Origin of the sequence: Paenibacillus sp. 7516, from assembly GCF_002272715.1 — a bacterium.
Lineage (GTDB): Bacteria > Bacillota > Bacilli > Paenibacillales > Paenibacillaceae > Paenibacillus > Paenibacillus illinoisensis_A.
Map to the genome: position 1 here is coordinate 56,651 of NZ_NPBI01000009.1, position 14,719 is coordinate 71,369.

Below are 14,719 nucleotides of genomic sequence, written 5' to 3' on the forward strand. Positions count from 1 at the left end.
TCGGATTATACCCTATGGGTCTTAAAACCTATTTTATGAAGCGAGGTGTCCCGCATGAAAACCGTTGCGGACTATTTGGCAGAAACGCTGCACAAGCTTGGTGTTACTCACGTCTTTGGTATTATTGGAAAATCGATATGCCCTGCTGTTCTGAAGATGGTGGACCACGGCCTTGAGTTCATTCCAGGTCGCCACGAATCTAGCTCGGGATTTGCAGCAGCTGGTTACGCTCTCCGAACCGGAAGGCTGGGTGTTGCATTCGCCACTTCAGGTCCGGGTGGAACCAATCTTCTAACCGCTGCAGCTCATGCCAAAGCGAATAATCTTCCGGTGTTGTTTATTACCGGGCATCAATCCATTCAGGAATTAGGCATTCCACAATGCCAGGATTCTTCCTCCTATCTGGCCGATCTCGCAGAGATGTTCAGACCAGCTACGTTATTCAGCAAACTGGTGGAGCGTGGCGACCACTTCGGCACATTGCTCAATCATGCCCTCTCCATTGCACTTGGCCCGAACAAAGGTCCGGTTCATCTCTGTCTACCCTTTGACGTTCAGACCGAGCTGCTTGCTGAATGCCGAATTGTCATGCCTGAACCTGAGCCTCTAATTAGCATCTCTAACCTTAATCGAATTCTCCCCCTCCTTCACAAGTCCAGTCACCCATTAATTATCGCAGGCAAAGGCGTCAATCGAGCCAGAGCTCATGACGAGCTATTACATCTTGCAGAACAATTCCAAATTCCAGTCATCACGACGCCTGGTGGTAAAGGTGCTATCGCTTGGAACCATCCGTTATATCATGGACCTTGTGGTGTTGGGGGCTTCCCCCATGCAGACGAGTTGCTCAACCGCAGTGACCTCTATATCGTGCTTGGGTCGCGGCTGAGCGACATGACGATCTGCAATCTCAAACCGGAGAATCATCCTGCACATCTTATTCAGTTCGATTCGGATCCTGCTTTTGTCGGTAAAATACTCCACTCACAAACCTTACATATTACTGGCGATCTAAAAGACAATCTGCAGTTTCTACTGGGTAACTTGACGGAATATGAAGCTCCCGAGAGAGAGTCCACAGCAGTGGACTATACGGTCCCCCTGCCAACGCTGCCTAACCTCTCCCTCGCATCAATCTTGGATGAACTGAGCGATATGCTGCCGTATGATCATACCTTATTTGTTGATGACGGAAGTCACGGCTTCCATGCTGTTCAGCGTTATAAAGTGAAGAAACCTGGCAGTTTTGTATTTGACGCATACTTCGCCTGTATGGGGAATGCCATTGGTATGGCGATCGGAGCCAAGGCAGCAGCACCAGACGAGACGATCGTCTGTATTACAGGCGACGGATGCTTCATGATGCTCGGAGCCGAGATCAATACCGCTGTATGCCACAATCTGCCGGTCATCTTCATCGTAGTGAATAATAAACAGCTGGATATGGCGCTCAAAGGCATGCAAAAAACAACAGGCCGGATCGATGGGACCTTGTTTGAAGTGCCTATGGATGCGGCGAAGTTTGCTGAAGCTCTCGGTGCAGCTGCTTTTCGGGCAGAAACACATGGCGAGTTCACCGCTGCACTCAAGACAGCACAAGAACTGAAACAAGTGGCTGTAATCGAGCTATTGACGGATCGCGATGAGATTCCGCCTACGGCCCATCGTACCGTGAATTTGAACTAGGAGGAGCAAAAATGAGTGAGCAGGTTGTTCAGGGGCTGGAACGTTTCGCGAATCTTTCTGGAGAGTACGGAGCCAAAGCCTTGGCCCCCATCAAGGAACACTTTCCCGAGCTGGCAGAATTCATTATGGGTACAGCTTACGGAGACATTTTCCAACGTACCAGCATTTCGGATCATTGGAAAGAAGTTGCCGTTATCTCCTCACTAATTACACAAGGGCAGTTTGAACAACTGGGTGTTCATTATGTTATGGCACTTCGTGTTGGAGTAACTGTGGAGGAGCTTAAAGGAATTCTGCTGCATTTGGCACCTTGTGTAGGGGCGCCGCGTATTATTAGTGCATTTAACGTCCTACTTGCGACGCTAAATGAAATCCAATAATTAACTATTCTACATTTTTATACACGATTCGACTTTATTCTTGATCTCATTACATCTACGCCTTTATAATATGGGTAAATTATCCTCGATCTCAGCTTACATCTCAGAAGCCAGTAACGGTGGCGATAACACCTTGTCCCTGGTAGCAGGATAGCCTTAACTCATTTAAAGGAGAGAGACAATTATGGGAAGCTTTATACTCAAGACTGATGTTCCAAACAAGGTGCTTAACATTGAACTGGAGGGATCTTTCTCTCAAGAAGATGGATTGCGTTCCATCTCGGCTTATCAGGATACGATTGCTCCTATTGACCCAACGGAATATGAACTGCGTATCGACTGTAAAAAGCTGAATGTCACCGCTCCGGAAATTGTACCTCTGCTCGAAGGCTGCCTGGCTCTATTTAAAAAGGACGGCTTCAAAAAGGTTGTACTCACACTCGAAAATAATGCCATTTTGAAAATGCAGTTGTCCAGGCTTGGACGTGCTGTCGGACTGGACAACCTCGAAATTATATCTACCGTTACCACCTAATAAATCAGGCGGACAAGTTGTGGATCCACCCATCCGCTCAAGAGGAGAATGAAGATGGCCGGAATTCGTATTGTGGATATGGATATTTATCATCCAGCGCACCAGGTGGACAATGACTTTTACATTGAACATTTTGATGCGAGAGGTGTAGATATTCGGGGATTGTTAAAAGCGCTTGGGCGTGATAAACGTTACAAGATTAACAACGATGACGAGAACTCACTAAGCATGGCTTATGAGGCAGCCAGTAACCTTTTGGAAAAGACCGGATTGACCGGGGCGGATATCGACCTGATTGCCTATGCAAGTCAAACGCCGGAATACATTTTCCCTACGAATTCCTTAATGATTCATCGTTTAATTAATGGAGCATCCCATACCATCTGTATCGACAGCAACGCCAACTGTGCCGGCATGACGGCAGCCTTTGAACAGGTGAGCCGGCAGATGCTGGGGAATCCCCGAATTCGAAGAGCACTGATTATCGGTTCAGATTATGTAGCCCCGCACGCGAGTCCAGATGATCCTGTCTACTATGCCAATTTTGGCGATGCAGCAGCGGCTGTCATCATAGAGCGCGACGAACAGGCCACCGGATTCATTGATTCCATCTATCAAACGGATACCTGTGTGTACGGTAATTCCCTCTTTCCTACAGAAGGTCTGGCGAAACTGGGTCAGACCGGGGTGGATGCAGGAGCTTTTCATGTCAAATTCACACCGTTCGATGATTCGATCTGCGTCGATGCCGCTTCTGAATCTATTCGTACACTATTAGGACGCAACGAGATTGCAGCAGATCAGATCAAGGCAGCCTGCTTCTCCCAGTTATCCATCGGTAATATTCGTGCGGTATCGGAGAACATTGGTATCGCTAATGATGTTGCCGTCTACATTGGAGACGAATTCGGCTATACATCAACCAGCAGTCCCTTTATCGCTCTGCATCGGGCCATAACCTCAGGTCAGGTCGAGCGTGGTGATAAAGTGTTGTTCTGGACGGTCGGAGCCGGGTGGCAAAATGTTGCCATGGTGGTCGAATACTAAGCTGGTCCTCAAACAAAAAGAAGGATGTCCTTTTTTACTTCAAGGGACATCCTTCTTTTAATATGTGCAAGGTAGGTTGCATGATTAGAAGATCTTCTTGGTTTCCCGATCATCCTTCAGGATCTCGACCGCCTCACGGAAACGAAGCGAATGCACAATCTCCCGTTCCCGCAGGAACTTCAGGCTATCCTGGAGGTCCACATCATCCGTCAGATCAATTAACCATTGATATGTAGCCCTAGCCTTCTCTTCCGCAGCAATATCTTCGTACAGATCTGCAATAGGGTCACCCTTTGCTTGAATGTAGGTTGCAGTGAAAGGTACACCTGCGGCATTACTGTAAAAGAGTGCCTTGTCATGGTTCACATAGTGAGCATCCAGGCCTGCCTTCTCCAGCTGTTCAATAGTTGCATCCTTGGTAAGTTTGTAGATCATTGTGGCGATCATCTCAAGATGGGCAAATTCTTCAGTAGCGATGTCATTCAACAGACCGATAATTTTGTCAGGAATGGTATAGCGCTGGTTCAGATACCGAAGGGCTGCAGCCAGTTCCCCGTCTGCTCCACCATACTGTTCCATCAGCAATTTGGCCATATGAGGATCACATTTACTTACCCTAACAGGATATTGCAGCTTTTTCTCGTATACCCACATGTTGCACGATTCCCCCTTCTAAAATACGAAATAAATGTAATCGGATTCGGACCGTTCATACTTCCACTTCCCGGGTATCCCGATTCTGCGTTTCCGGAAAACCCGGGTACAGTATACTTTTGCAATCAACTCAAACGTTCATTACACCTGCCAAGGCCAGGGTGCCTCTGACCACTGCCAAGGATACTTGGAGAAAGCATGCCCAAAGTTCATGAGCGGTCCATACAGCTGCTGAAATTCATGGGCTACCCTCATCCGCTCCTGGCTAAACTTGTTATACTGTTCAATACTCTGATAGTCCCCCGGGTGAGTATCCAGATACAGATTCAGCTCCACCAGCACAAAATCCAAGGCTTGCAGTTCCTCCAGCAACTCATAATATCTGGCGTCACACGCTTTTGCTGCTTCAGGCTCCATCTGCTCCTACCTCCCTCCCCTTTGTTTTTTTGGATGTATAAGGACTGTATAGCGCAGGCCACAATGTTCCAAGTCTCAATGCTTCTGCCGGACTGTATTGGGGCCAGCCCATCGGCTGGAAAGGAATAAATAACTGCGGAGGAACAAGGTAGGTTTTGATTTCAATCGGTTTACATGGATCAAACGGCCCCACGAAAGGGGCATATGCGCGAAGCTGTGGATCAGTCATTTTCAAACGCCTCCCTTCACTGAAATTTGGTCACTCGTCGGTAGGCGACCAAAATCCTTGCGATTCCCGTCTATTATTCATATGTCATCGTTCCTAAGTTCATCCCAATTCAGCTGAAACAACTCACGGAATTTCTCACGCCTTCTTCTTCACAAAAAAAAGACCCTTGGTTACTCCCGCGGGAAGTGTTCCAAAGGTCACATTCATTTCAATATGGTAAGTCCACATACATCACTGCTTGTCCGATTCGGGATCGTCCGGAGCCTCATCCAAAGCAACAGCCTTATCTTCAGAGACCGGGCTCTTATACACCTTGACTCGGGTAATTCGTAACCGGGTGGATTCCTCCACTTCAAAAACATAGCCGTTCAGCTCCCGTGTTTTACCTTTGGCAGGGCTGCCTTCAAGCTCTTTGAACAACCAACCGCCAATGGTATCCACTTCTTCGTCATCAATGATGGCCCCGGTCCATTCATGAACCTCTTCAATGAGGGATCGTCCATCAATGGAGAAGGAATCACCGCTGCGTTCCATATGAGGTCGCTCATCCTCAAACTCATCGTATAGATCCCCTACGATCTCCTCCAGAATTTCCTCCGCCGTCAATAATCCGGCGGTGCCACCGTATTCGTCAACAACAAGGGTCATCTGGGAATGCTTTTTCTGCATCAGTTGAAGGACATGACTGATTTCCATGGATTCCGGAACGTTCAAGATGGGCCGCACAAGTGAAGCCAGGTCCTGCTGCTGTTCCGGGGCTGCCAAAAGCAGATCCGTAATATGGATAAATCCGATAATTTCGTCTTTATCCTCAACAGCAACAGGATAACGGGAGTGCTTCGTTGCGTTAATGATCTTGAGATTCTCTTCCAGAGACAGATGGGTATACAGACAATCCATATCTGTACGTGGCAGCATGACTTCACGAGCAAGCATATCGGAGAAATCAAAGATGTTATCCATCAGTTTAATTTCGTCCTTGTCAATGACGCCACTCTTCGCACTCTGCTTCATCAAGATTCGAAGTTCATCTTCAGAATGGGCTTCTCCTTCACTCGCAGGCTCTATCCCTGCCAGTCGCAGCAGCGCATTGGCCGATGCATTGAGAATCCAGATGAATGGAAAAAAGATTTTGTAGAACAGCAGAAGTGGTGCGGACAATAGCAGAGCCACGCCATCTGTTTTTTGAATAGCAAGCGACTTCGGCGCAAGTTCTCCAAGTACAATATGCAGAAACGTAATAATACAGAAACCGATGATAACGGAAACGGTAGAGATCAGTCCTGTATCCGCCACGCCCAGTTTGAACATCAGCGGCTCTACCAGTAATTCGGAGATGGCGGGTTCACCGAGCCAGCCAAGCCCCAGGGATGTCAGGGTAATGCCGAACTGGGTTGCCGACAAGTAAGCATCCAGTTTTCCATTCACCTTCAATGCATACCCAGCCAGCCGATTTCCCTCGCTCTGCAATTGAGTCAACCGGGTCTGTCTGACTTTAACCAGAGAAAATTCCGCTGCAACAAATACGCCATTCAAGAATACGAGCAGAAAAACGCAAACCAAATTGAACACCAACTGCCCGAGATGAAATTCGGTATGAATATCCAAGTCGACACTCCCCTTTTTCTATCTATTTCAGGAATATACCTGGAATATCAGCGCCTAATCAGCGCGTAATTGCTTTTCTGGATTTGAAATCAACACCTTTATAATACATGTCCGCTACCAGCAGGTTAGGCCCGCAGCAGGACGCAGCATCACAGTGACAGTTAACGGTCTGATTAAGCGGATGCTCCGCTGACCATTCATGGAACACATCATCCAGCTTCCGATCCCGAATGTTGCCAAAGGCAGGGATGTCGGCAAAATCCGTAACGTACACATTGCCTGTAAACATGTTGACGTTAACGCGATTTCGACCATCCGGATCATTGCGTACGGTCACATTAGGCTCACTGTACAGGCGATTGATCAATTCCCGATCCTGGTCGGCCGCACTGCAAGCAAAGAATGGAAGTGTTCCGAACAACATCCACATGTCTTTGTCACGCACATCCAGCAAGCGATGAATGGCTGCACGCATATGGTCCAGAGACAGGACAGGCAATGTGGAAGCAAAATTCGAGTTATACATCGGATGTACTTCATGACGTACACAGCCCATCTCCCGAATCAGTTGATGGATCCCCTCCAACTTATCATGAGTACGGAAATTAATCATGGATTCAGCAGAGATAAACATGCCTGCTTCACTCAGTTTGCGCGAATTTTCTATCATTTTCTCATACATTTTCACCGCTACTTCACGCTTGACAGATCTACCGCTGTTGGCAAAACCGACTTGATGGAAATCATCGGCATTCAGGTAGTTGAATGAGATGTGCATCACATCAAGGTACGGCAGCAGTTTCTCGTAACGACTGAGATCCAGCGTCAGGTTGGAGTTGATCTGTGATCTTATGCCGCGCTCCTTGGCATATTTCAGCAGCGGGATGATCATTTCATCTACTGTCTTTTGACTGAAACTTGGCTCACCACCTGTCAAACTGATGGTCTGCAGATGCTCCACTTCGTCCAGCCGCTTCAGCATTAGAGGCAGTGGCAGTGCGGGAGCTTCACGCATCGTGAGCATATCCCCTACAGCACAGTGCTCGCATCGCATATTGCACAGATGAGTCACGGTCATTTCAACACTGGTTAACACGTGGCGTCCATATGTACGCAAAGAGCCGATCGGATCCCATGGATCATTAGTCGGCGATAAAGGCATCGGTTCAACCGATCCTGAGTTTAGCATGGTCATTGTTCTTCACCTTATTCCTTTTATTAACCTAAAAAGTTTTATTTACATCATACTTCGGCATGATCTTTTTGGAGCTATCTTTTATCATAGCACAATTTTGAACGATTCGGCATGAAGTGCTCTGTCCATCACATGACAAAAACGCCCATACAACTCCAGGGCCAACCCGGCCCGGATATTGCTATGAGCGCAGGCTCCCTGCTGGCAATAACTTAACAGCGATCAAGAAAATTCATCACAGGAAGGAGTCGGAGGCACGCCCTCATCGCCTTCAACACCAGTAATCATAACCGATAAGGCTGTGGACAGATCTATTTCGTAAGGAGCCTGTAACGTCTGTCCATCAGCATTCTTCAACACCCGAATCCGCGGCCGCTGTGGGATACGTGAATCGATGGATGCAACGACGCCGACTTCTCCCGTACTCAGCGTTACAGATAGACCTACGGGATAAATTGCCACACAGTCACGGAATTTCTCCAGCATACGCTGTTCATACAACGAGCCAGATCCAGTATATAACACCTCCACCGCCTGATGAGGGAGCAAAGCCTTACGGTATACCCGATTGCTTGTCATGGCGTCATACGAGTCAGCCAGTGCAATCCACTTGGCATACTCATGAATTTGAGGCCCTTTGAGGCCAAATGGATAGCCACTACCATCGATTCGCTCATGGTGCTGCAGGGCACAATGTGCTGCCAGAAGCGGTATGCCAGGTTCATCTTTTAAAATACGATGTCCATATGTAGTATGCTGCTGTATGATTTTAAATTCTTCATCCGTCAATTTCCCCGGTTTATGCAAAACATCTGGATCAATCTGTGTCTTTCCTATATCATGCAGCAAGGCACCCAGTCCAATTTCCATCAGCTGCTGTCTGGAATACCCTGAGGCGACGCCCAAAACCAGTGTGTACACACATACGTTCAAGGAGTGGTTGTAGAGATCAAGATCACTGGAGTTCATATCCATCAGCATGATCATTGCTTCCTTTTGACCGCCGATGTCCTCCAAAATGGTATTCATCAGACCACTCAGCGCTTTACCAAAATGCGGAATTCGGCTTTTGGTCTTCAAACCTGACATACTCTGAAACTGCTGCTTGATTTCTACCAGCGCCCTGCGTCTGGTTTCCTCCTGGAGCATATCGGGAACGATGATATCCTCTGTCGCTGCTTCCTTAATATATACGTAACCTACGCCGAGGTCTTTTAGACGTCTAATCAACCGCTCGGTCAGTTCCACATCTTCACTAAGCAGAACCAAACCCTCTTCGCTATAAATTCGTTTCCCCAGCTTCATGCCAGGCTGCAATAGGTTTATATGTACTAAACGCACAGCCTATCCTCTCCCGCTCCGTAGATGTAATTTCCACTAGCCGCCGCTTCAGCAGAAGGCAAGTACTCGTTAATTTCTTTCATGCCAGCGGGATCGCAGGCTATCATCCAACGCCCCTGGTCTTTTTAATTCGATCTCCAGCAGATCCCGTATAAATTCAGGAAGTCGATATGCGATCTCGGTTCCCCGGGCTAACGAAGGGTATCCCACATTGAATGTAAACATGTCTAGTGTTCCGACCACGTATTCCTGTTCATCACCCATAGGCTCACCGTCGACATATAATGCACAGATCTTTTGATATGAGGAACCCTCAGGATCATACTCCACCTCAATGCCATCCACACACAGCGTACCAAGTATCTTCCCGCGAAATCCAAATCCGATGATGGGCTTGTCGGCATACTCCTGAAGCAAAGACTGCTCCAGCGCTTCACGAATCTCTCTGCCTTTCAGCCTTATTGTACAAGCATTGATCGGAGAAGGACATAGGGAATGCAGCATTCCCTTGCTGATGTCCCCTTGCGGAAGCTCACCAAGGAGTTGACCAGCGTTAACCAGTGACAGCTCCGCTCCCGTGAAATGCCTTACTGCCTGCGCGAGCAGCGATGCGAATGGTGATTCCCTCTCATATTTTATCGGAAGAGTTCGGTCAATCATTACAGCTGTCTGTCCAAGAGCTCGCTCTGCCTCCACACGATGTGAGGCGATGGCCAGTGCAACCTTCTCATCCAGCATCTGTTCCTTCAATGGAAAACAGCCACTACTAACCAGTCTAGGCTTATCCGCACCGCTATCCCGTTCAAGAACAACTTTACCAAGCCACTGACCGAATTTTCCGGCTGCTCCCAACACCGCATTCCCAATGACCAGAGGTTCCTCGAGTACATGGTGTGTGTGTCCGCCAAGAATAACGTCAATGCCCTCAATCTGCTCTGCGAGTTTCCGGTCCGTTGATAGACCCAGATGGGAGAGTATGATGACAATATCCACATTAGGGCGCAGCGCTTCAATTTGCTCACGCAGTGTTTCCACCGGGTCAAGCAGCTTCCATCCCAGCAAGTCGTAAAAAGCAGTAAACGGTGCAGTAGCTCCGAGCAAACCTATCCGAAAAGGACCTTTGTCCACAATAAGGGATGAGTTCATCCATACTGGAGGCAGACCACTGGCCTCTTCCACAACATTTCCGCACACGACAGGACACAATAGTCCCGAATAGGACTGTGCCAGCTGCTCCGGTGTAAATGTCAGTCCCTCGTTATTGCCAATCGTTATGGCGTCATACCCCGTCAAATTAATCACATCGACGTTGGCTCCCCCAAGTGTGCCCTCTGTCTCTACGGCCATACGATCCATATGATCTCCGATATCCAGAACTAGAACGTTTTCGCTCCGTTCTCTCTCTTGTTCAATCATGGCGGCGATAGAGCTCATGGAACCAAAATGACTATGGATGTCATTGGTGTGCAGAATGGTTAACGTTTGTTTTTCCTTGGTGCTCATCACACCGCCTCCTCTTAGTCCTTGCCTAACGTACATTCCTCTAATAGATAAGCATAACATTTTCCGCGTCGTTATGATATATTGAAAGGGTTTAGAGATAAAAAAGAGGTGACGCATAGCATGATACTAACCATACAACTGTTTGCAGGCATTGCTGAACGTCTGGGCACGTCCCTGCTTGAATATGAATATACGGAAAGTCCTTTGACCGCAGCTCTTCTCAAAGAAAGCCTGGCACTCGCCTATCCCGAGGCTGCTTCACAGATTCGAACGTCCTTTCTGGCGGTAAACCAGCAGTATGCTCCTGCCGATACAATGATTAAGCCCGAAGATGAACTTGCCTTAATTCCCCCCGTTTCAGGAGGTGACGGTACCGAAGGGTCCGAGCATGATCATAGGTCTTCACTCTCCGAACATCGTACTCCGGACGGTATGTTTATGATTACGAAGTCCCCCCTGTCTGTGGAAGCAACAACAGCTCTGGTCATTACCGCAAACCACGGGGCAGCACTGACTTTTGTAGGTACTACTCGTGAAATGACCGGGGAACAACGAACGGTCCATCTGGAATATGAAGCTTATGTACCTATGGCCCTTTCTCAGATGGCTAACATCGGAAGTGAAATCACCGAGCGCTGGCCAGGTGTCAGATGTGCGATCAGCCACCGGATTGGTCAGGTCGACGTTGCAGAGATTAGTGTTATTATCGCCGTCTCCTCGCCTCACCGCAGCGATTGTTATGATGCCAGTCGATACGCTATCGAGAGGTTGAAACAAACGGTCCCGATCTGGAAAAAGGAAATATGGGAAGATGGTTCCGAGTGGAAGGGACATCAATTGGGACCATGGAACCCCTTGGACAATTTATAAATAGTCATTCCACCTCTTGCAAGGCTAATTAAATTAGTAAATAAGTCGTTGTCAACCCATTTTTTTCTTGTTATTATAAGCATATATGTCGATATAAGTCGAGGAAAAGGTGGTTTATACGTGAGAGTGCATGTTACTGATCTTAAACCTGGTGATCTGTTAAAAAATGATGTATACAACAGTTCAGGTCTCCACATGCTGATGAAAGGTTCCTTACTCAGCGAAGACGATATTACCAAATTGCTGCAACATGGAATCGATTACGCAGATGTAGAACATACAACATCCGACCTACACTCTGATACGCAAACCATGCCTTCCGATCAGACCCGTCTGTTAACTACCCTGTTTGACGATACGATCAAAGGTACCGAATCTCTGTTTCAGCAAGCGATGGAGAAAGGGTTTATTGACGAAGCTCAGGTCGATGAAATTCTGGTTAACCTGACAACTCAACTGGAGAAACAGAAGGATGTCGTTTCCCTTCTACTTATGCTTGACGGCGATAATGATTATACCTACAACCATTCATTGCAAGTGGGAATGCTCGCATTTTATATTGCAGGCTGGATGGGCTACAATCCTGAAGAATGCCTGACAGTAGCAAAAGCAGGTTATCTGCACGATATTGGAAAATCCAAAATTTCTCCTGAAATGCTACATAAACCGGGAAAACTAACCCCGGAAGAATTCGAAGAAATGAAGAAACATACGTTATATGGATATGAGATTGTTAAAGAGTCCACGCAGGATGAAATTCTGGCTACGGTCGCCCTTCAGCATCATGAACGGGAAGACGGAAGCGGCTATCCTCATGGACTGAAAGGGAATGATATTCATCCGTATGCCCGTATTACGGCCGTAGCTGACGTATACAGCGCCATGACGACCAACCGGGTATATCAGACCAAGCAGGAGCTCATCTCCGTGCTGTGCGAGCTGTACAGCCTGAGCTTTGGCCAACTCAATGGAGAAGCTACCCAAGAGCTCATCAAACATATGCTGCCCAATTTTATAGGCAAAAGGGTACTGCTCACCTCGGGGGAAACGGGCATTATCGTCATGAATAACCCTGCAGACTATTTCCGTCCACTTGTTCAGACATCCACGGCCTTTATTGATTTAGCGAAAGAAAGAGATATCGCCATCGTCGAAATTTATATTCAATAGCTCCATGGTTTCGTAGCACAACGTAGAAAAATGAATGATTACGAAGAATTACATTACAGGAACTTATCTTATGAAAGTAAAAAGGGAAACCGAATTTTCGGCTTCCCTTTTGCTTTATTCAGGTTTGATACGCGTATTACACGCAGAATGCTTTAGTGATGATAACCAACAGAATGAACAATACCAAGATTGCGCCTACCGATGTGAATGGGTTGTATCCACCTACGCCGCCAACATTGCCACCACAACCATATCCTACCTCGCTCATGTGATTGCCTCCTCTTCATCAGGTATACCCTAACATATGATCTTGCAGGGGAAGCGAACCGGGCGAAATGGCAATATTCGATAAATGGTTTTTCGCCTGCTTCAATACGAATCATCGTAATCAGCACGCTGACTCTTATTGTTTTCCCGAATCGGACGTGACCTGAATTTCTTTTTCCTTGCGATACATAATAACCAGCAGCCTCCAGAAGTCATAACTGCCTGTATCCGTCTGGATATAAGGACGATAGTAATGATAAGCTTCAGCTGCCCAAGGCGGACAGGGCATATTGGATAGATTCTTCTGCTGCGCGATCCAGGAAGCCTGAGCTTCCAGTGTCTTTTCCATCGCTTCAAAAGCTTTCTTCTCTTCACTTGTCATCGGCAGAGCCTCCTGCTCCTCAGATGTGGAACTGAATTCCGATTGCAAATATGCTTCCGGCTCAACCACTCCATCCACACCGGCTGTATACCCGTAAGAAGGGGTACTCGTTTTACGAATCTCATAATGGACATGGGGTCCTGTACTCTGACCCGTACTCCCTTGGTTGCCCAAGAGTTGACCACGCTTCACCCGCTGACCTACACTAACCGCAATTCGCGACAGATGGGCGTAACAATGCAGATACCCACGATGATCCTGTACAGCAACTGTAAGCCCATAACCACCGAATCCGGAGCCCGTAGCTCCTTCAGCGGCAAATCGTACGGTCCCTTCCATAAAGGCGTATACAGGGCCATTCCAAGGTTCTGTGACGAGGTCAATTCCCCGATGGAATGTCTGTCCACCATGAATTGGATGAATGCGATAACCAAACGAACTTGTAATGCGATATCCTGTAAAAGGATTAAAGCTCATAGATTCACCATCCTTTTCTATCAATAGATGCAGCAATCTATGAAATCGCTTGTGCTGTTGAACCTATTTTATGCGAAAAACAGCGATTCAACCATCCAGTTTTCTGCCATACAAGTCCGTTTTTTCATATAAATCGGATTATTTTCGTGCACAAAAAAACAAGGACCGGAGGAGATCCCCCGGTCCTTGTGTATGCAGCAATTAACCAATGCTGCCTTCCATTTCGAATTTAATTAGTTTTGTATTACGTATCTTTCTATACCGCGAGTTTTTGCCTATATAATAGGTAGGAACTCGTTTTTGTTTTCCGTATCTTTCCGTAACTTTATGTGTCGTTCAGGACTCATTCAGGACAAATTTAGAACACAAAGCCACATCCTTATTTACTGGATGTGGCGCACTTACTTCGTGTAATCAAACCATAAATATGTAAAGGCATCTTCCCTGGGTTCTCTTCGTACTTGTTTAAGGCGGCTGCGGAAATCCCTAAAACCTTCGCAGCTTCCTTCCTTGAATATTTTTTTTCTTCAATCCATTTTCCGATCATAGAATCATTCATCAGATTTCCTCCGTTTCTTCTCGTTGTTATGGTTTTGAAATTGGCATATAATAACATAGATAACTATAGGCATGAGGTGTAAATGGATGTATCCCGTACCCGGGAGGAGCCGTTTGCCATACCTCTTGGCTAAAAACAAAATTAAAGCTGTCGACTTGGCGAGAGATGTAGGCATTTCACAAGCTTTCCTCTCAGAAGTCACATCAGGGAAAAAGTACTTTTCTTACCCCCTCGCAGCTAAAGTCGCCCACCGACTTGGCTGCACTATGGAAGATCTGCACGAATGGGATTAGGCAAACGGCGGAGGCGCAAGCCCCTCCTCCGGGCGAAACTTCGCTGTAGGCGAATTTTATCCATGCATCTCTCTGTTCCCCCAAATATTTCATACCTCACATCTCT

At 47.1% G+C, this 14,719-nt stretch carries 17 protein-coding genes; 7 read left to right on the forward strand and 10 right to left on the reverse strand.

Translation table 11 applies throughout. The features are described from left to right. Positions 1 to 54 precede the first annotated feature (54 nt). From CHI14_RS09235 to CHI14_RS09250, 4 genes are all read left to right on the forward strand, one after another. On the forward strand, positions 55 to 1,686 hold the full coding sequence (locus CHI14_RS09235; RefSeq protein WP_095288147.1) for a thiamine pyrophosphate-binding protein: 1,632 nt from the start codon (positions 55 to 57) through the stop codon (positions 1,684 to 1,686). Between the two features lie 11 nt (positions 1,687 to 1,697). Beyond that, a complete protein-coding gene (locus CHI14_RS09240) occupies positions 1,698 to 2,066 on the forward strand; it encodes a carboxymuconolactone decarboxylase family protein (protein ID WP_095288148.1) in 369 nt (122 codons plus the stop codon). A gap of 184 nt (positions 2,067 to 2,250) precedes the next feature. Further along, a complete protein-coding gene (locus CHI14_RS09245) occupies positions 2,251 to 2,601 on the forward strand; it encodes a hypothetical protein (protein ID WP_095288149.1) in 351 nt (116 codons plus the stop codon). A 54-nt stretch (positions 2,602 to 2,655) separates the two neighbouring features. After that, complete coding sequence (locus tag CHI14_RS09250) at positions 2,656 to 3,648, forward strand: 3-oxoacyl-[acyl-carrier-protein] synthase III C-terminal domain-containing protein (RefSeq protein ID WP_095288150.1); 993 nt, start codon at positions 2,656 to 2,658, stop codon at positions 3,646 to 3,648. Between the two features lie 84 nt (positions 3,649 to 3,732). Here the strand turns inward: CHI14_RS09250 and CHI14_RS09255 are convergent, their stop codons facing one another. The 7 genes from CHI14_RS09255 to CHI14_RS09285 all read right to left on the reverse strand — a co-directional run bounded on the left by CHI14_RS09255 (position 3,733) and on the right by CHI14_RS09285 (position 10,595). Further along, positions 3,733 to 4,302 (reverse strand): manganese catalase family protein, encoded by a 570-nt coding sequence (locus CHI14_RS09255; RefSeq protein WP_095288151.1) that lies wholly within the window; start codon positions 4,300 to 4,302, stop codon positions 3,733 to 3,735. Positions 4,303 to 4,443: 141 nt separating this feature from the next. After that, positions 4,444 to 4,719: a spore coat protein CotJB gene (locus CHI14_RS09260; RefSeq protein ID WP_095288152.1), complete on the reverse strand. Its 276-nt coding sequence runs from the start codon at positions 4,717 to 4,719 to the stop codon at positions 4,444 to 4,446. Further along, positions 4,709 to 4,948 (reverse strand): spore coat associated protein CotJA, encoded by a 240-nt coding sequence (locus tag CHI14_RS09265; protein ID WP_095288153.1) that lies wholly within the window; start codon positions 4,946 to 4,948, stop codon positions 4,709 to 4,711. The genes CHI14_RS09260 and CHI14_RS09265 overlap by 11 nt, the downstream gene beginning before the upstream one ends. Positions 4,949 to 5,179: 231 nt before the next feature. Further along, the gene (locus tag CHI14_RS09270; protein ID WP_095288154.1) at positions 5,180 to 6,556 is read right to left on the reverse strand and encodes a hemolysin family protein; all 1,377 of its coding nucleotides are present in this window, start codon (positions 6,554 to 6,556) and stop codon (positions 5,180 to 5,182) included. Between the two features lie 58 nt (positions 6,557 to 6,614). Then, complete coding sequence (yfkAB, locus tag CHI14_RS09275) at positions 6,615 to 7,751, reverse strand: radical SAM/CxCxxxxC motif protein YfkAB (RefSeq protein ID WP_095288155.1); 1,137 nt, start codon at positions 7,749 to 7,751, stop codon at positions 6,615 to 6,617. Between the two features lie 222 nt (positions 7,752 to 7,973). Continuing rightward, entirely contained in the window at positions 7,974 to 9,056 is a 1,083-nt protein-coding gene (locus tag CHI14_RS09280; RefSeq protein WP_095288428.1) for an HD-GYP domain-containing protein, read from the reverse strand. A gap of 105 nt (positions 9,057 to 9,161) precedes the next feature. After that, the gene (locus CHI14_RS09285) at positions 9,162 to 10,595 is read right to left on the reverse strand and encodes a bifunctional metallophosphatase/5'-nucleotidase (protein WP_095288156.1); all 1,434 of its coding nucleotides are present in this window, start codon (positions 10,593 to 10,595) and stop codon (positions 9,162 to 9,164) included. Positions 10,596 to 10,715: 120 nt separating this feature from the next. Between CHI14_RS09285 and CHI14_RS09290 the strand changes: the two genes are divergently transcribed. Both CHI14_RS09290 and CHI14_RS09295 read left to right on the forward strand, forming a co-directional pair. Beyond that, on the forward strand, positions 10,716 to 11,465 hold the full coding sequence (locus tag CHI14_RS09290) for a molybdenum cofactor biosynthesis protein (RefSeq protein WP_095288157.1): 750 nt from the start codon (positions 10,716 to 10,718) through the stop codon (positions 11,463 to 11,465). Positions 11,466 to 11,585: 120 nt separating this feature from the next. Continuing rightward, entirely contained in the window at positions 11,586 to 12,635 is a 1,050-nt protein-coding gene (locus CHI14_RS09295) for an HD-GYP domain-containing protein (RefSeq protein ID WP_095288158.1), read from the forward strand. Positions 12,636 to 12,771: 136 nt separating this feature from the next. Here CHI14_RS09295 and CHI14_RS30295 read toward each other — a convergent pair whose 3' ends face one another. The 3 genes from CHI14_RS30295 to CHI14_RS09305 form a co-directional block, all read right to left on the reverse strand. Then, positions 12,772 to 12,903, reverse strand: coding sequence for a YjcZ family sporulation protein (locus CHI14_RS30295; protein ID WP_212676985.1), 132 nt, complete (start codon positions 12,901 to 12,903; stop codon positions 12,772 to 12,774). A gap of 135 nt (positions 12,904 to 13,038) precedes the next feature. Beyond that, positions 13,039 to 13,761 carry a M23 family metallopeptidase gene (locus tag CHI14_RS09300; RefSeq protein WP_095288159.1) on the reverse strand — a complete coding sequence of 241 codons (723 nt, stop codon included), beginning with the start codon at positions 13,759 to 13,761 and terminating at the stop codon, positions 13,039 to 13,041. Positions 13,762 to 14,140: 379 nt separating this feature from the next. Continuing rightward, positions 14,141 to 14,320 (reverse strand): helix-turn-helix domain-containing protein, encoded by a 180-nt coding sequence (locus tag CHI14_RS09305; RefSeq protein ID WP_170948068.1) that lies wholly within the window; start codon positions 14,318 to 14,320, stop codon positions 14,141 to 14,143. Between the two features lie 86 nt (positions 14,321 to 14,406). Here CHI14_RS09305 and CHI14_RS30805 point away from each other — a divergent pair, with 86 nt between their 5' ends. Continuing rightward, the gene (locus tag CHI14_RS30805; protein ID WP_481856396.1) at positions 14,407 to 14,613 is read left to right on the forward strand and encodes a helix-turn-helix domain-containing protein; all 207 of its coding nucleotides are present in this window, start codon (positions 14,407 to 14,409) and stop codon (positions 14,611 to 14,613) included. Positions 14,614 to 14,719 lie beyond the last annotated feature (106 nt).

What these genes read in the sequence shown, in the direction of transcription:
- CHI14_RS09235 (WP_095288147.1), top strand. Translation starts at nt 55, where the DNA reads ATGAAAACCGTTGCGGACTATTTGGCAGAAACGCTGCACAAGCTTGGT.
- CHI14_RS09240 (WP_095288148.1), top strand. Translation starts at nt 1,698, where the DNA reads ATGAGTGAGCAGGTTGTTCAGGGGCTGGAACGTTTCGCGAATCTTTCT.
- CHI14_RS09245 (WP_095288149.1), top strand. Translation starts at nt 2,251, where the DNA reads ATGGGAAGCTTTATACTCAAGACTGATGTTCCAAACAAGGTGCTTAAC.
- CHI14_RS09250 (WP_095288150.1), top strand. Translation starts at nt 2,656, where the DNA reads ATGGCCGGAATTCGTATTGTGGATATGGATATTTATCATCCAGCGCAC.
- CHI14_RS09255 (WP_095288151.1), bottom strand. Translation starts at nt 4,302, where the DNA reads ATGTGGGTATACGAGAAAAAGCTGCAATATCCTGTTAGGGTAAGTAAA.
- CHI14_RS09260 (WP_095288152.1), bottom strand. Translation starts at nt 4,719, where the DNA reads ATGGAGCCTGAAGCAGCAAAAGCGTGTGACGCCAGATATTATGAGTTG.
- CHI14_RS09265 (WP_095288153.1), bottom strand. Translation starts at nt 4,948, where the DNA reads ATGACTGATCCACAGCTTCGCGCATATGCCCCTTTCGTGGGGCCGTTT.
- yfkAB (WP_095288155.1), bottom strand. Translation starts at nt 7,751, where the DNA reads ATGACCATGCTAAACTCAGGATCGGTTGAACCGATGCCTTTATCGCCG.
- CHI14_RS09280 (WP_095288428.1), bottom strand. Translation starts at nt 9,056, where the DNA reads ATGAAGCTGGGGAAACGAATTTATAGCGAAGAGGGTTTGGTTCTGCTT.
- CHI14_RS09285 (WP_095288156.1), bottom strand. Translation starts at nt 10,595, where the DNA reads ATGAGCACCAAGGAAAAACAAACGTTAACCATTCTGCACACCAATGAC.
- CHI14_RS09290 (WP_095288157.1), top strand. Translation starts at nt 10,716, where the DNA reads ATGATACTAACCATACAACTGTTTGCAGGCATTGCTGAACGTCTGGGC.
- CHI14_RS30295 (WP_212676985.1), bottom strand. Translation starts at nt 12,903, where the DNA reads ATGAGCGAGGTAGGATATGGTTGTGGTGGCAATGTTGGCGGCGTAGGT.
- CHI14_RS09300 (WP_095288159.1), bottom strand. Translation starts at nt 13,761, where the DNA reads ATGAGCTTTAATCCTTTTACAGGATATCGCATTACAAGTTCGTTTGGT.
- CHI14_RS09305 (WP_170948068.1), bottom strand. Translation starts at nt 14,320, where the DNA reads ATGAATGATTCTATGATCGGAAAATGGATTGAAGAAAAAAAATATTCA.
- CHI14_RS30805 (WP_481856396.1), top strand. Translation starts at nt 14,407, where the DNA reads ATGTATCCCGTACCCGGGAGGAGCCGTTTGCCATACCTCTTGGCTAAA.